Source organism: Tenacibaculum sp. TB-53 (assembly GCF_059716285.2).
The window spans coordinates 3206919-3222047 of the sequence record NZ_CM202790.1 but is presented as its reverse complement, the minus strand read 5'-3'; the positions used below and the strand labels follow the sequence as shown (position 1 = coordinate 3222047).

Here is a 15129-nt window from a genome sequence, read left to right as displayed (position 1 = left end):
TATAATAATATTTTCTTATTTTCTAATCTACACTTACTCTTTACTTCGGTAAAAACACCAACTTATTTGCGCTCTTCTTTATAGCTGTCTCATTAAGGCTCATTTTTACAAACTCACCATCTACATATTTTTGTGCTTGGTCTTTGTAATATGGACTAAACACATTTCCTGATTGTCCTGTAGGTAAAATCGCAATGCTATTCTCTACATCTGAAAAATCAATGACTCTACGTGTTGATGGTCCACCATGAATTTTATACACACCTGTACTATCCAATTTAAAAATCTGGTTGTTAATCACCTCATTTCCTCCAATAGTTTCAAACGGACCTACATTGAAAAACTTACGCAACAAACCTCCCGCTTTACCAATAGCGTGTTCGTATTCCACTGAAATTACGCGATTCCACGTCCAATTATCTACATTCTCTCCTAATTGGTTTTGTAAAAACGTGATGGATTTTTGAAAAGCTATTGTTATTATTTCATTTCTAGTTTCAACTTTATTTATTGTTAAAATATTATCCCACCAAACCGATTGCTCTCTTTTAGCTTGTTGTGCTAATACTTGATCTTGTAATTGCGTATCAATAAACAACTGAAAGCTATCTCCTAACTCATCTTTATAAGTAGCAGTTAAAAATTCATACAAAAATCGATTATAAATAGTCGGAGCTACGTTGGTTTTTAAATACTCTCCATCCCACTTTTCTAACACTGAATATGCTTTTTTAGCTGAAGGAGATAGTGACGACTTATCTACACTTGCTAACAATTCTCTCCCAATTTCTGGAACTACAGGTGAGGTTACATCATAAATCATTTCAGCTACATCCTCTTTCGTAAAATCGTTTTTAGATTCTAATAACTGAACAATTCGTTTTGCTCTATCTTCTGGTTGGTAATATCCCGGATATAACTTACCTCTCACAGAATCAGGTTGATTATTTGCTGAATACACATAATTCCAACTAGGATTTTCCGCTTTCGGATTATCTTTAAAATCTAAATATTCTACAATTTCATCCTTACCAGAAGCTCCGTTTAAGTACGTTTTAGAAGACAAACTATCTCTTAATTGATATAATTTAGCCGATGCAAACCAACCTACATTCCCTTTCTTATCTCCATACATTACATTTAATCCTGGTGCATGAATTTTGGCGGTTCCTGTTTTAAAGTCTTGTAACGAATTTGCATGCGACATTTTATGTGATGCTTCTAATAATTGATTAGGCAGTTGCGTATAAATCCAGTTCATTGCAATTGGTCTTTCATCTGTTACATGCTCTATTAATCCGTTCATAATCGGGCCATGTTTACTAACTTTCACTTGATATGTAGTATCTTTTCCTCCTTTAACCTTTATACGTTTGTCCCATAACTCATATTTCTGGTATCCATTAGGTGTTTTGTACTCCATTGAATTTTCTGGATTGTTTTCTTCTATATAAAAGTTCAAATCGTCATTTGCTAACATTGTTAATCCGTAAGCATACTCTTTATTGTGTCCTAACAACGGAAATGGCATCAAAGCCAGATTAAATCCGTAGATTTCAAAGTCTGGAGTTTTTATATGATTTTGATACCAAACAGATGGTTGAGAAAATGCGATATGTGGATCGTTCGCAAAAATTACCTTACCGTTTTTGGCTTTAGGTGGTGCAATTACCCAAGAGTTACTTCCTATAAAAGGTGCAACTGGCAACTGATCTACAATCTTGCTTACCGCTATAGACATCTCTGCTTTAATTGTACCTTTATTAGTTGTCTTATTCAGTGTTAAATTTTTATCGAAAGAATTCAACAACTCATTTACATAAGACTCACCTAACTTTTCTTTTACTTCAGTTAACAACGGATCAGTTTTATGGGCAATTGCAAAACTAAATGCCATATAACCAAAAACATTATACACATCTTTAATTGTATAATTTTCTTTATCCAATCCTACTAAATAAAATTCTAAGGGCGTTGCTCCTTCTTCTATGAACTGATTAACCCCATTTAAATATGCTTCCGTTAATTTATACGTTTCTGAATTTTTATCTAATTCTTGAATTGTTTTTTCAGCAGCTTCTTCAATTCCTAATCCAGAGAAAAATTTATCGACTCTTACCAAATCTTTTCCAAAAACTTCTGCTAATCTTCCAGCTGAAATTCTTCTGATAAGCTCCATTTGCCACAATCTATCTTGTGCATGTACATATCCTAAAGCAGTATAAGCATCTAGTTGATTTTGCGCGTTGATATGCGGCACTCCAACCTCATCATAATACACTGTAACTTTATCTGAAATTGAGTTAAGTTCTAACTCTCCTTTATAAGTTGGATGCAGAGTTTTTGTAAATAGCCAAATTCCAACACTTAATAACACTAAAAGTAGTAAAACAATTTTTAAAGACTTTTTTAATAACTTCATTAGGGATGATTTTCTTCAAAGATAACAGATTTATTTATTGTTCCTCTTTTTGGGTAAATAGTGTAATTTTTACACACTTCTACTCTTTACTTATACACTTTTTACACATAAAGCTATTATCTGCCCAAACCTAAAAAAACAATATACTATTAAAAATCAACACGTTAAAGTTTTTAAAGGTTTAATTAAAGTCGATGGCATATTTATTTCTATACAATAAACAAATATGTAAATAACTTAAAAACTTAATATCATGAAAAATTTAATTTTAGCAGTAGCGATTTTAGCAGGAGCTTCAACTTATGCAACAGTAAATAATACTCTTACACCTATTACTCCAACTCATACAGTTGTAAAGAACGGATTTCAAGAAATATCTTTAGATAAGTTACCTTCAGTTGTAGTGAATGCTGTAAAAGAGAGTTTCCCTAAAGGTACACTAGGAAAAGCTTTTGTAAACAGTAAAGAACAATACAAGTTAGAAATTTCTTTAGAAAATGGCAACAAAACCGTTTTCGCCGACAAAGACGGAAACTGGTTAGACGCTAAAGAGGTAAAGTAAACACATAAATTTCCCTTGTAGTATTACAACAATTAATAATTATAACTTAAAAACTTAATATCATGAAAAAATTAATCTTAGCAGTAGCAATTTTAACAGGTGTTTCAACTTATGCAACAGTAAATAACACTCTTACACCTATTACTCCAATTCATACAGTTGTAGAGAACGGATTTCAAGAAATATCTTTAGATAAATTACCTTCAGCTGTAGTGAATGCTGTAAAAGAGAGTTTTCCTAAAGGTACACTAGGAAAAGCTTTTGTAAACAGTAAAGAACAATACAAGTTAGAAATTTCTTTAGAAAATGGTAACAAAACCGTTTTCGCCGACAAAGACGGAAACTGGTTAGACGCTAAAGAGGTAAAGTAAACACATAAATTTCCCTTGTAGTATTACAACAATTAATAATTATAACTTAAAAACTTAATATCATGAAAAAATTAATCTTAGCAGTAGCAATTTTAACAGGTGTTTCAACTTACGCAACAGTAAACAACACTCTTACACCTATTACTCCAATTCATACAGTTGTAGCTGATGGATTCCAAGAAATATCTTTAGATAAATTACCAGCAGCGTTGGTTAACTCTATTAAAGAAAGTTTCCCTAAGGCTACCTTAAGTAAAGCTTTTATTAATGAAAAAGAGCAGTACAAACTAGAGGTTAGTGAAGGAAGCACCAAGAAGACTATTTACATTGATAAAGAAGGTAATTTGTTAAATGAAAAAGAAGTAAACAATACTAAAAAGTAATTTTTTTATTTCCCTCCTCAATTTTATTAGCAAAAGAGCGTTTTCATATAAAACGCTCTTTTTATTTTTACAGAGAATTTTTATCTGAACAATTTAGAGCAACCTTTTTTATGAAAAATATCTTATTGGTAGAAGACGATGTTACATTTTCTAACATGTTAAAACATTTTTTAGAACGACACAAATATGTTGTCGAGGTTAGTTATACAATTAAAAATGCCTCTACTCTATTGAAAGAAAATTCATATAATTTGATTTTTACTGATTTACGCCTTCCTGACGGTAATGGTATTGATTTATTAAAGCAAAGTAAAAACACTGATAGCGACATCCCTGTTGTTTTAATGACGAGTTATGCTGAAGTATCAACAGCCGTTCAAGCTATGAAACAAGGTGCTTTTGATTATATTTCTAAACCTTTTAATCCTGATGAAGTTTTAGAAGTAATTAATAATGCTCTGGAAGTTAAAACCGAACAAATTACTGAACCTAAAAAAGAAGATAAAAAAGTTTCTAATTCTCATATCGTTACCGGTATAAGCGCAGCTTCTAAAAGCCTTTATGAACACATCCATTTAGTAGCTCCAACTGACATGTCTGTTCTTATTACAGGTGAAAGTGGCACAGGTAAAGAAGTTGTAGCTAGTACAATTCATACTCAAAGCTTACGTAAAGATAAGCCTTTTATTGCCGTGGATTGCGGAGCTATACCTAAAGAGATTGCCTCAAGTGAATTTTTTGGACATCAAAAAGGATCATTTACAGGAGCTATAAATGATAAAATAGGGCATTTTGAAGCAGCGAATGGAGGTACTCTTTTTTTAGATGAAGTAGGAAACTTAAACTACGAAAGTCAGGTACAACTTTTACGTGCTTTACAAGAAAGAAAGATTAAACCTGTGGGAAGCAGTAAGGAAATTATGGTAGATATTCGTTTAATTACTGCCACTAATGAAGATTTATTATCAGCTGTTGAAAAAGGTAATTTTAGAGAAGATTTATACCATCGTTTAAATGAGTTTTCTATTAAAGTCCCTAATCTAAATGATAGAAAAGACGATTTAATTCTTTATGCCGATTTCTTTTTAGAAAAAGCCAACAAACAACTCAATAAATCAATCGTTGGCTTTTCTCATGAAGTACTAACTTTATTTCAACAATATAACTGGCCAGGGAACTTACGAGAGTTATCTAATGTTATCAAAAGAGCTACACTTTTATCTCAGACAGAAATTATAGAAAAAGAAGTGTTGCCTGAAGAATTAAAAAACACTGAAGATCAATACAGCATCCCTAATGAATTTTCTACCAAGGAAAATGAAAAAAAACTTATTATTAGGGCTTTACATGAGGCTAAAAACAACAAAACTAAAGCTGCAAAGCTTTTAAATATTACTAGAAAGACTTTGTATAATAAACTGAAAGAGCATAATATTAGTTAAGATACTTTTTTATTTCTACTAAAAAGATTTCTAATTCTTTTTCAAAATCTTTCCATGAGGTTTTATTTATCTCTTTACTAACCTCAAATTCTTCTAAAAAAGTTATTAACTTAGTAGCTTTTAATTGCCTAAACATTCCCAACATTTTATGACTAACGTCATTAAACCCCTGTACATCATTATTATTCACTAACTCTTTTAATAGCAATAAATTCTCTCCGGTATCTTTTAAAAAAGATTTTAATATTTTCTTTATCTCTACTTCGTCATTATTCAAAAATGTTTTCAAGGAAGTAATATCAAAGCTATTTGTTGTTATTTCGTTGTCAATCTTACTAATAACCACATCTTTTTCCTGGGCTTTGAAATCAAAAAATCGCTGTAAAATTTCTTCCAATTTTTTAGCGTGAAATGGTTTTATTATGGCATCTGAAAAACCATTTTTAACATATTCATTCTCCGATAAATTTGCTCTCCCTGTCATTGCTATAATGGGCTGACCTTTGTAAGATTTGTGTTTTTTTAAGGTTTCCATAAAATGAATACCATTCATTTTAGGAAGTTGTATATCTGTAAGCACTAAATCATAGATAATATTATCTATTCTACTTAGTGCCTCTTGCGCATTACTAAAAGAAGTTACCGCTATTCCTAATTCTTCTAAAACATTTTTCAAAAGTATTCTCAAAGAAGCATCATCCTCAACTATTATAGCATTAATATTAAGGCTTTTATTTTGTGAACTTATCTCTTTTATATTTGATTTTTCTTCAGCAAAAGTAATAGGCACGAACAACGAAAATATACTGCCTTTTCCTAAACTACTTTGTAAAGTTAAAGATCCTCCCAAAAGTTCTGCTAGTCTTCTAGAAATGGTCAAACCTAACCCAAATCCATTTTGCCTATTCTCTTTTTCATGTGCTTGCGTAAATTCTTTAAAAACTTTTTCTTGTTCATCTTTTCCAATTCCAACTCCAGTATCAATCACTCTAATCTCTATATATTTTTTTTCTTTTACGCTTCTTAACTTACTTTTTATTGTTATTGAACCTTCTTTTGTAAACTTACATGCGTTAGTTACTAAATTATATAGTATTTGTTTTATTCTAAAAGGATCACTAACAATTAATGAATTTATATTTTCATCATGATTTACATTTATTGAAATTGGTTTATTTTGAACAAGGCTTTTAGCGCTATTAGCTACTTCCTCTATATTTCTTTTTAAATCGAAAGGAATAGTTTCAATAGTTATTTTACTATTCTCTAATTTAGAAAATTCTAAAAGATCGCCGACAAGCTGTCCCATGTAAACCGATGCATTTTGTATATGCACCACATAATTTTTCTCTTTAGTACTAGTAATTGATTTTTGTAATAACTCGCTAAAACCGGTAATTGTGCTTAAAGGAGTTCTTAAATCATGACTTACCATGGATATTAGTTGCTCCCTACTTTTTAAAAGTGAAGAAGTAACTGTATTTGCACTTTCTAATTCTTGCCTATAATGTTGACTCCTCCAAAAATCATTTAATATTATTATTGAAAAAAGTATAATTATTACAAAACCTACTCCAGCTGCTAATAGAATTATGTTTCTACTACGTTCTAACGTTTCTTCATGTTTTTTATGAGCTATGTTAGCATTAACAATAACATCTTTTTCTAGTACATTTAAAACCTCTCGTAATTTTCTTGAAATTATAATATCATTTTCTATTAATTCTCTCTCTTTTATTCTCAAAAATCTACGTTTAATAACTGTTTCTCTCTGCGCTTTTTGAAGTATTTCTTTAGATGCAGAAACTAATGAGTCAATTTTCTTTTGTTCTTCAACATTAACAGGCTTCTCTTCTCCTTCTTCTTCATTATCAAACAGGCGTAAATACTTTTCTAAACTTAATCCAGTTTTCTTATTAAAAACATCTGGATTATCTACAAGATCTTTTACTGAACCTTTGCCTAATAAAGAATCTATAGACCCTAGCTTGTCTATAGCCTCATCTATTGATTTTTCTGAAGCATTCCTTTGGTTTAACCTTCTTAAACTTGTTATGTTTTTTCGTTTTTTATTTAAAACCAGCTTAACACTGTCTAAAATAAATGTTTTAGATACGTCTTTTGCTATGAAGTTAAGTGAGTCAATTTTTTTCAACAATAATTTATTCTCGGTAACATATTCATTATATCGTTTATAAGAATTTAACTGAATGGCGGCTCTCCCTAAATTTTCATTTTCATATATATCAGCAATTAACCCTCCTGTTTGTATAATATTATTCCTATCAGAAACTCCTTGTTTTTGTATCTCTATGTATGTTTTTATTTCAGAAAACAGCAAGATTCCTGAAATAACCGCTAAAACCGCTAGGGTAGCATAACCCACTAAAACCTTAAAAGCTATTTTACGTTTAGATTCTTTCATTAATTAATAATCTTTGGTAAAAATAACGATACTTCGTCTTTCTTGTTTTAAATATATCTATTAAATTTTGAATTATTAATAGATATTATTTTGCCTAAAGACCTCGTAACAATCAAAGATAGTTTGTATTTTTGATGTTTATAAAATCATGTCAAAATGAGAAAAATTCAAATGGTTGACTTACAAAGTCAATATCAAAAAATTAAAGATACGGTTGATGCTTCTATTCAAGAAGTTTTAAATTCTTCAGCATATATTAACGGACCTTATGTTCGTGATTTTCAAGTTGATTTAGAGAGTTATTTAGGTGTTAAACATGTAATTCCGTGTGCTAACGGTACTGACGCGTTACAAATAGCTATGATGGGCTTAGGTTTAGAGCCAGGTGACGAGGTGATTACAGCTGATTTTACATTTGCTGCAACTGTTGAGGTTATCGGTTTATTAAAATTAACTCCTGTTTTAGTTGATGTTGAACCTGACACTTTTAATATTGACATTGAAGCTCTAAAAAAGGTAATTACCCCTAAAACAAAAGCTATTGTTCCTGTTCATTTATTCGGACAATGTGCTAATATGGAAGCTATTTTAGAAATTGCTAAAGAACATAACTTATTAGTAATAGAAGATAATGCTCAAGCTATTGGAGCAGATTATACTTTTTCTAACGGAACTAAGAAAAAAGCTGGAACTATTGGAAATGTGGGAACAACATCTTTCTTCCCTTCTAAAAACTTAGGTTGCTATGGTGATGGTGGAGCTATTTTTACCAATGATGATGAATTAGCACATACACTTCGCGGAATGGTTAATCACGGAATGTACAAACGCTACTACCATGATGTAGTTGGAGTAAACTCTCGTTTAGATTCTATTCAAGCGGCTGTATTAAAAGCTAAGTTACCTTTATTAGATAACTATTGTGATGCCCGCAGAAAAGCTGCTGAATATTATTCAAATTCATTTGCTAACAACCCAAATATTATCACACCAACTATTAGCGATTTTACAACGCATGTTTTCCATCAGTATACATTGAGAATTACTAACGGAAAACGTAATGAGTTACACCAACATTTATTAGATAACGGAATTCCAAATGCTATTTATTATCCTGTTCCGTTACATGCTCAAAAAGCATATCAAGATGATAGATATAATGAAGATGACTTCACTGTTACCAATCAATTAATAGATGAAGTTATTTCATTGCCAATGCATACAGAATTAGATGAAGAGCAGCTAGCATTTATCTCTAAAACTGTAAATGATTTTATTCAATAATTTGGATTGAAATCTTATGAATCAAAAAATTAAAACTTTAAAAATTATTCACCTTGCCTTAATTGCTGGAATTACTCTTGCTTTTACATTTTTAGGTAATTTCAAGACCATGTTTGACATGGTGATTGATGACTCATCTTTGTTCTATGCATTTATTCCTGCAATAGCTTATGTTGCTAGTAACTTCATCTTTAAAAACATGTTGAGAAACATTCAAAAAGATGCTAGTAATGAAGAGAAACTTGCTATTTATCAGTCTGCTTCTATAGCTAGATGGGCTATTATTGAAGGTGCTTGTTTTTTGATTTTAATTTTAAAACCTGATTTTTTATTGTTAGGAGTAATCTTATTAATTTATTTAATTCTTTTAGCTCCAAAAAAAGCACAAATATTCCAAACCTTAGATATCAGAAGCTAAGATTTCTTATATAAAAAGACAAAAAATCACTCATTTTTGGTTGTTTTTAATCATTTTTGAGTGATTTTTTATTCATTTTAGCAAAAAACAGCTTTTTTACACCTCTAATTTGTGAATTGTTTCTACTTCCTATTATCATATTCTTAAAATAATACACTCTAAATTTAACAACACATATTTATTAGTTGATTTTTAATGTTTTAACGATTATTAATTGACATCACACTTTAAGCTTATTAGCTTTGTACTCTAATTAAATGATACTAGAATAATGAAATTGATTAAAATTAAAAGAGAAACACGTTTGGAAAAACGATTTTCAAGAAAAATGGGTAAACTTCATACTAATGTTACCTACATTAAAAAAATGTTTTTAAATATTATACCTCTGGAAACGGTACACAAATACAGAGAAACCTATTATGGTGAAGTTAAAGATTGTGAAGATTGTGTTTTAGCTAGATAACAATTTTCTTTTTCACAAAACAAAAATCCCGTTCCAAAAGAACGGGATTTTCTATACTATCTGTTTTTACTATTTATGCTAAAGAAGCACCACTAGCAGCTACACTTCTATCAATTTTACGCATTAATCCCTGTAATACTTTACCAGGACCAACTTCAACAAACTCAGTACCACCATCAGCTATCATTGCCTGCACACATTGTGTCCATCTTACTGGCGCTGTTAATTGCGCTATTAAGTTTTCTTTAATTTCAGCAGGGTTTGTTACTGCTTTCGCTACCACATTTTGGTATACTGGACACATAGGTTCGTTAAATGTAGTTTCTTCAATAGCTGCAGCTAACTCCTCACGAGCTGGCTCCATCATTGGTGAATGAAATGCTCCTCCTACAGGTAAAAGTAATGCCCTTTTAGCGCCTTTTTCTTTTAATACTTCACAAGCTTTTTCAACAGCTTCAATTTCTCCAGAGATTACTAATTGTCCTGGACAATTATAGTTTGCTGCTACCACAACTCCATCAATCGAAGCACAAACTTCTTCAACTACAACATCTTCTAATCCTAACACAGCTGCCATAGTAGATGGTTGAATTTCACATGCTTTTTGCATTGCTAAAGCACGCTTAGAAACTAATTTTAATCCATCTTCAAAAGACAATACACCATTAGCTACTAACGCTGATAATTCTCCTAAAGAGTGACCAGCAACCATTTCTGGTTTAAAATCGTCTCCTAAAACTTTTGCTAAAATTACTGAATGCAAAAAGATAGCTGGTTGTGTTACTTTAGTTTGTTTTAATTCTTCAGCAGTACCTTCAAACATTACGTCAGTAATACTAAAACCTAATATATTATTTGCTTTTTCAAAAAGTTCTTGAGCTAATGGAGAGTTTTCATATAAGTCTAACCCCATTCCTGTAAATTGTGCTCCTTGACCTGGAAAAATATACGCTTTCATTTGTTTGTTTTGTTGTTTATTTAACCTTGCAAACATACAACTTTTAAAATTACTATCTTCGTTTTATGACTGTACAACAAAAATCTCAAGCACAACTTATTTACCTAGTTTTAGCTTCGTTATTTATAGCCTCTCTTGTAACTTCAAACCTTATTTTTCAGAAGTTTTTTTATTGGGACCCCTTTAATTTATTTCGTTTTGAAGTATCTGTTGGAATACTTCCGTATCCTATTACTTTTTTAATTACAGATATTCTTTCTGAAATTTATGGTAAGAAAAAGGCCAACAGAGTTGTTGTAGCAGGAATTTTTGCTTCCTTTTTTTCTATGTTAATTATTTTAGTAGCTGATTATGCTCCTGCAATTAATAACTCTCCCATTGGCGACGAAACTTTTACCAAAGTTTTTGGGCTTTCTCCTTTTGCTGTACTAGCTTCTATGCTAGCTTACTTAGCTGCTCAGTTTATAGACATTCGAATTTTTCATTTTTGGAAAAAATTAACTAAAGGAAAACATTTATGGCTTCGCAATAATTTTTCTACCTTTTTGTCACAATTTATAGATACTTTTACCGTATTATTTTTATTGAGTTCTTTTAAAATACTTCCTTGGAGTATTTTTGGTAGCCTTTTACTTAGCGGTTTTTTATTTAAAGTCATTATAGCAGCTCTTGACACTCCTGTTTTGTATGTTGTTATATATTGGTTTAGAAAAAAATTTGACTTACAAATAGGTGAAGAAATCAGCAAATTTTAAACGAATATTACTTTATGTTAAACAAGTTTTTTTATAAAATTTTTAAAGAACAGCTTTCACTTTCAGAAACATTAGCTACATACCTAAATTTATTTGCAAATCTTATTGTGTTTGGAATTTTAGGTTATATCTTATTCAAAGTTTTTAGATACGTTGGAAAAAGAACAGTTAATAAAATGGCAGCTAAAACATCAACTAGTTTTGATGATATGCTTATTAAAAACAAAACCTTTTTAAACCTTTCAAGAATTGTTATTCTTACTATTGTTTTTAATTTTTTAAAAGATATTTTAGTCGATTTCCCTAACCTGTTTACCTACGCTGAACGTATTGCTACTATTGCCATTATTTTTGCTATTATTTGGTTTATACGTAGTATTCTACTAAGTGTTAAAGATTTTCTTCGTACCACAAATGCTTTCAAAGACAAACCCTTAGAGAGCTATGTGCAAATTTTCATGGTAATCATGTGGCTTATTGCTGCTATATCATCTTTTTCTGTATTAACTGGAAAACCTTTAATTAGATTCTTAACTGCATTAGGTGCTTTTTCAGCAGTATTATTATTAATTTTTAAGGACACCATTCTTGGTTTTGTATCAAGCATTCAAGTAGCAGTAAATGATACTGTTAGAATTGGAGATTGGATTACCATGGAAAAATATGGCGCTGATGGTGATGTAGTTGAAATTAACCTTACCTCTGTAATTATTAGAAATTTTGATAATACAATATCTAGCATTCCTACGTATTATTTAACATCCGATTCTTTTAAGAACTGGAGAACAATGAATACTTCAGGTGGTAGACGTATAAAACGATCAATTTTAATTAAAATAAATAGCATTCACTTTCTTACCGATGAAGATATTGAGCGCTTTAAAAAGATTGAGTTAATTTCTGACTATATTGAAAAAAGTAGCAAGGAAGTAAAAAAATACAACGAAGAAAACAATATTGACAAATCTGTAATATTAAACGGTAGAAACTTAACCAATTTTGGGTCTTTTAGAATTTACTTGGATAAATACATTGAAAATCATCCAAAAATAAATCAAGATATGTTGTTAATGTCTCGTCAGTTAGAGCCAACTCCTAACGGAATTCCACTAGAAATTTATGCCTTTAGTAGAGAAAAAAATTGGGTAGATTACGAACGTGTTATGGCGAACATTTTTGATCATATTTTAGCTTCTGTAAAATATTTTGATTTGGAAGTTTTTCAAAATCCATCAAGTATTGACATCAATAACTTGAAAGAAATACAAAAGAGTGAATAATAATACAGGTACATCTTTATGGCAAATAGCTATCCAAAAATTTAAACATAGTAAAACAGGTATGTTTAGTTTTGGATATATTATTTTATGCGGGTTTATTGCTGTTTTTTGTTATGTTTTAGCTCCAGACAACAGTAACTCTGCCAATCAAATGCATTTAGAAATTCACTCGAAACCTCCTGGTTTTTCTGTGCAACTATTAAGCATTCCTTCAGAAGTAAAAAACCAACAATCGTGGTTTTCTATTTTTATGGAAGGAAAGCAAAATTCATCAACAGAAATACCTATAAAGTCATTTTCTGTTAAAAACAATCAGTTAGAAGCTATTAAATACTCCGATGGTTTACCAAAAGAGTTTCCTGTTTCCTTTGAACAATACATTCAACAAAAAACATTTTATTTAGGAACTGATAAATATGGTCGTGATTTATTAAGCAGGTTGTTGATTGGTGCTAGAATTTCATTTTTTATTGGATTTATAGCTGTGTTTATTTCGCTTTTAATAGGAATTCCTATTGGCGCTATTGCTGGCTATTTTGGTGGAAAAATTGATGATTTTATTATGTGGGTTATCAATATCACTTGGTCCATTCCAACACTTTTATTAGTAATCGCTATTACTTTGGCTTTGGGTAAAGGTTTTTGGCAAGTTTTTATTGCAGTGGGATTAACTATGTGGGTAGAGGTTGCTCGTGTAGTTCGGGGTCAAGTAATCACTACTAAACAGCAGCAATATGTGGAAGCTGCCAAAGCTTTAGGTTTTTCTGATTTTAGAATTATTTTCAAACATATTTTACCTAATATTTTAGCTCCTATAATTGTAATTTCCGCCGCAAATTTTGCTGCTGCTATTTTAATTGAAAGCGGACTGAGTTTTTTAGGTATTGGAGCCCAACCTCCTACTCCCTCTTGGGGTGCTATGATTAAAAATCATTATAATTATATCATTTTGGGCAAACCATTTTTAGCATTGATTCCAGGATTAGCAATTATGAGTTTAGTAATGGCATTTATGTTAATTGGAAATACACTTCGTGATGCTTTAGATGTGAAAGCTTAAAATTTGTAAATTCGCTTTCTTAAATTTTTTTGATATGAGTTTTAGTGTTGAGTTTAAAACAAGATGGGCAGATTTTGATGCCAACATACACATGCGTCATACCGCATACAATGATTACGCTGCTGAATTACGTTTACGTTTTTTTAAAGAGCATAATGTAACTGTTCAAGATTTTACTAAGGAAAAAGTTGGTCCTATTTTATTTGAAGAAAACACCAAGTTTTTACGTGAAATACACATGGGAGAAGACATAACTGTAAACTTAAAAGTTACTGGTTTATCTGGAAAAGGTGAACGTTGGAAAATTCAACATGAAGTTTTTAATCAAGCAGGTAAACTTTCTGCAATTATCACTGTTTATGGTGCTTGGTTGGACTTGGTTAAGCGTAAATTAACAGTACCTCCTGTTAAATTTCAAGAGATTTTTAACGAAGTTGAAAAAACTGAAGATTTTAAAGAAATCGTTTTAAGTAATTAAATGAGTACTTCAAGGAAAATAAAGATTGTTATTACCATTATTGCTTTACTTGTAGGTTATTGGTTACAACAAAAAGAAGAAGCTAAGAACTTTTCTGAACCTACAACAGAAACAGCCAGTAATAAAACTAATAACTTCAATTACTTTCCTACCTCAACAACTGGAGTCATTATAAAACATAATGGCTACCAGTTATCGTATAGTGAAAAGCATGAGCAAGCTGAATGGGTTGCTTATCCTTTAGATAAAAGTGATATTGTTTATATCAATCGTAAGCGTCCATTTTTTATTGTAGACCCCAAAGTGAAGACAAAATCTGCAGATTGGAGAAATTATAAAAGATCTGGTTATGACAAAGGACATTTATGTCCTGCTGGTGATAGACGTGCCTCTAAAAGTGCTCATGATGAAACTTTTTACACTTCAAACATTTCTCCTCAAAACCATGAGTTTAATGCTGGTATTTGGAATAAACTAGAGCAAAAAACTCGTTATTGGGCTAAAAAATATAATCACTTGTATGTTGTTACTGGTGGTGTTTTAGAACCTAATTTGAAAACTATAGGAAAGGAAAAAGTAAGTGTTCCTAATTATTTTTATAAGGTTTTACTAGATTATACTCAACCTGAAATTAAAGCCATTGCCTTTTTACTTCCCCATAAGGAAAGTAATAAACCTCTATCTGACTTTGTAGTTTCTATTGATGAATTAGAACAAAAGACAGGTATTGATTTCTTCCCTGAATTACCTGATACTATTGAAAACCAACTAGAGGCTTCTGCTAATTATAAAAATTGGAGCTTTAGGTAATTCCAACATTCCTTT

The 15129-nt window shown here is 30.7% G+C and carries 15 protein-coding genes; 12 read left to right on the top strand and 3 right to left on the bottom strand.

Features of this window, described 5'->3' with window-relative positions:
• Window positions 1-40: 40 nt before the first annotated feature.
• The gene (locus tag AC3VJB_RS14635) at window positions 41-2422 is read right to left on the bottom strand and encodes a penicillin acylase family protein (protein WP_497667293.1); all 2382 of its coding nucleotides are present in this window, start codon (window positions 2420-2422) and stop codon (window positions 41-43) included.
• A 253-nt stretch (window positions 2423-2675) separates the two neighbouring features.
• Between AC3VJB_RS14635 and AC3VJB_RS14630 the strand changes: the two genes are divergently transcribed.
• The 4 genes from AC3VJB_RS14630 (at window position 2676) to AC3VJB_RS14615 (ending at window position 5180) form a co-directional block, all read left to right on the top strand.
• Window positions 2676-2984, top strand: a complete 309-nt coding sequence (locus AC3VJB_RS14630; RefSeq protein WP_497667292.1) for a PepSY-like domain-containing protein — start codon at window positions 2676-2678, stop codon at window positions 2982-2984.
• Between the two features lie 62 nt (window positions 2985-3046).
• A complete protein-coding gene (locus AC3VJB_RS14625; protein WP_073184239.1) occupies window positions 3047-3355 on the top strand; it encodes a PepSY-like domain-containing protein in 309 nt (102 codons plus the stop codon).
• Between the two features lie 62 nt (window positions 3356-3417).
• Window positions 3418-3738 (top strand): hypothetical protein, encoded by a 321-nt coding sequence (locus tag AC3VJB_RS14620; protein ID WP_047790858.1) that lies wholly within the window; start codon window positions 3418-3420, stop codon window positions 3736-3738.
• Between the two features lie 110 nt (window positions 3739-3848).
• The gene (locus AC3VJB_RS14615) at window positions 3849-5180 is read left to right on the top strand and encodes a sigma-54-dependent transcriptional regulator (RefSeq protein ID WP_159615090.1); all 1332 of its coding nucleotides are present in this window, start codon (window positions 3849-3851) and stop codon (window positions 5178-5180) included.
• Here AC3VJB_RS14615 and AC3VJB_RS14610 read toward each other — a convergent pair.
• The gene (locus AC3VJB_RS14610) at window positions 5173-7605 is read right to left on the bottom strand and encodes an ATP-binding protein (RefSeq protein ID WP_497667291.1); all 2433 of its coding nucleotides are present in this window, start codon (window positions 7603-7605) and stop codon (window positions 5173-5175) included. The two genes, AC3VJB_RS14615 and AC3VJB_RS14610, sit on opposite strands and share 8 nt — an antisense overlap.
• Before the next feature lie 156 nt (window positions 7606-7761).
• Between AC3VJB_RS14610 and AC3VJB_RS14605 the strand changes: the two genes are divergently transcribed.
• The 3 genes from AC3VJB_RS14605 (at window position 7762) to AC3VJB_RS14595 (ending at window position 9773) form a co-directional block, all read left to right on the top strand.
• Window positions 7762-8889, top strand: a complete 1128-nt coding sequence (locus AC3VJB_RS14605) for a DegT/DnrJ/EryC1/StrS family aminotransferase (RefSeq protein WP_497667290.1) — start codon at window positions 7762-7764, stop codon at window positions 8887-8889.
• A gap of 16 nt (window positions 8890-8905) precedes the next feature.
• Window positions 8906-9307, top strand: coding sequence for an MFS transporter (locus AC3VJB_RS14600; protein ID WP_159615093.1), 402 nt, complete (start codon window positions 8906-8908; stop codon window positions 9305-9307).
• A gap of 271 nt (window positions 9308-9578) precedes the next feature.
• Window positions 9579-9773 (top strand): hypothetical protein, encoded by a 195-nt coding sequence (locus AC3VJB_RS14595; protein WP_073184218.1) that lies wholly within the window; start codon window positions 9579-9581, stop codon window positions 9771-9773.
• A gap of 73 nt (window positions 9774-9846) precedes the next feature.
• Here the strand turns inward: AC3VJB_RS14595 and fabD are convergent, their stop codons facing one another.
• Window positions 9847-10731: an ACP S-malonyltransferase gene (gene fabD / locus AC3VJB_RS14590; protein ID WP_159615094.1), complete on the bottom strand. Its 885-nt coding sequence runs from the start codon at window positions 10729-10731 to the stop codon at window positions 9847-9849.
• A 65-nt stretch (window positions 10732-10796) separates the two neighbouring features.
• On the opposite strand from fabD, the gene AC3VJB_RS14585 reads away from it, so the two are divergent.
• The 5 genes from AC3VJB_RS14585 to AC3VJB_RS14565 are packed head-to-tail and all read left to right on the top strand — an operon-like array spanning window position 10797 to window position 15114.
• On the top strand, window positions 10797-11486 hold the full coding sequence (locus AC3VJB_RS14585; RefSeq protein WP_073184216.1) for a queuosine precursor transporter: 690 nt from the start codon (window positions 10797-10799) through the stop codon (window positions 11484-11486).
• A 14-nt stretch (window positions 11487-11500) separates the two neighbouring features.
• Window positions 11501-12766, top strand: a complete 1266-nt coding sequence (locus AC3VJB_RS14580) for a mechanosensitive ion channel family protein (protein ID WP_073184214.1) — start codon at window positions 11501-11503, stop codon at window positions 12764-12766.
• Window positions 12759-13826, top strand: a complete 1068-nt coding sequence (locus AC3VJB_RS14575; protein ID WP_173359436.1) for an ABC transporter permease — start codon at window positions 12759-12761, stop codon at window positions 13824-13826. Before AC3VJB_RS14580 ends, AC3VJB_RS14575 begins: the two co-directional genes overlap by 8 nt.
• Before the next feature lie 34 nt (window positions 13827-13860).
• Window positions 13861-14304 carry an acyl-CoA thioesterase gene (locus AC3VJB_RS14570; RefSeq protein WP_047790796.1) on the top strand — a complete coding sequence of 148 codons (444 nt, stop codon included), beginning with the start codon at window positions 13861-13863 and terminating at the stop codon, window positions 14302-14304.
• Complete coding sequence (locus AC3VJB_RS14565) at window positions 14305-15114, top strand: DNA/RNA non-specific endonuclease (RefSeq protein ID WP_497667289.1); 810 nt, start codon at window positions 14305-14307, stop codon at window positions 15112-15114.
• The last annotated feature ends 15 nt before the right edge of the window (window positions 15115-15129 follow it).

Coding starts and splice junctions, on each gene's coding strand:
- AC3VJB_RS14635 (WP_497667293.1), bottom strand. CDS start 2,422: ATGAAGTTATTAAAAAAGTCTTTAAAAATTGTTTTACTACTTTTAGTG.
- AC3VJB_RS14630 (WP_497667292.1), top strand. CDS start 2,676: ATGAAAAATTTAATTTTAGCAGTAGCGATTTTAGCAGGAGCTTCAACT.
- AC3VJB_RS14625 (WP_073184239.1), top strand. CDS start 3,047: ATGAAAAAATTAATCTTAGCAGTAGCAATTTTAACAGGTGTTTCAACT.
- AC3VJB_RS14620 (WP_047790858.1), top strand. CDS start 3,418: ATGAAAAAATTAATCTTAGCAGTAGCAATTTTAACAGGTGTTTCAACT.
- AC3VJB_RS14615 (WP_159615090.1), top strand. CDS start 3,849: ATGAAAAATATCTTATTGGTAGAAGACGATGTTACATTTTCTAACATG.
- AC3VJB_RS14610 (WP_497667291.1), bottom strand. CDS start 7,605: ATGAAAGAATCTAAACGTAAAATAGCTTTTAAGGTTTTAGTGGGTTAT.
- AC3VJB_RS14605 (WP_497667290.1), top strand. CDS start 7,762: ATGAGAAAAATTCAAATGGTTGACTTACAAAGTCAATATCAAAAAATT.
- AC3VJB_RS14600 (WP_159615093.1), top strand. CDS start 8,906: ATGAATCAAAAAATTAAAACTTTAAAAATTATTCACCTTGCCTTAATT.
- AC3VJB_RS14595 (WP_073184218.1), top strand. CDS start 9,579: ATGAAATTGATTAAAATTAAAAGAGAAACACGTTTGGAAAAACGATTT.
- fabD (WP_159615094.1), bottom strand. CDS start 10,731: ATGAAAGCGTATATTTTTCCAGGTCAAGGAGCACAATTTACAGGAATG.
- AC3VJB_RS14585 (WP_073184216.1), top strand. CDS start 10,797: ATGACTGTACAACAAAAATCTCAAGCACAACTTATTTACCTAGTTTTA.
- AC3VJB_RS14580 (WP_073184214.1), top strand. CDS start 11,501: ATGTTAAACAAGTTTTTTTATAAAATTTTTAAAGAACAGCTTTCACTT.
- AC3VJB_RS14570 (WP_047790796.1), top strand. CDS start 13,861: ATGAGTTTTAGTGTTGAGTTTAAAACAAGATGGGCAGATTTTGATGCC.
- AC3VJB_RS14565 (WP_497667289.1), top strand. CDS start 14,305: ATGAGTACTTCAAGGAAAATAAAGATTGTTATTACCATTATTGCTTTA.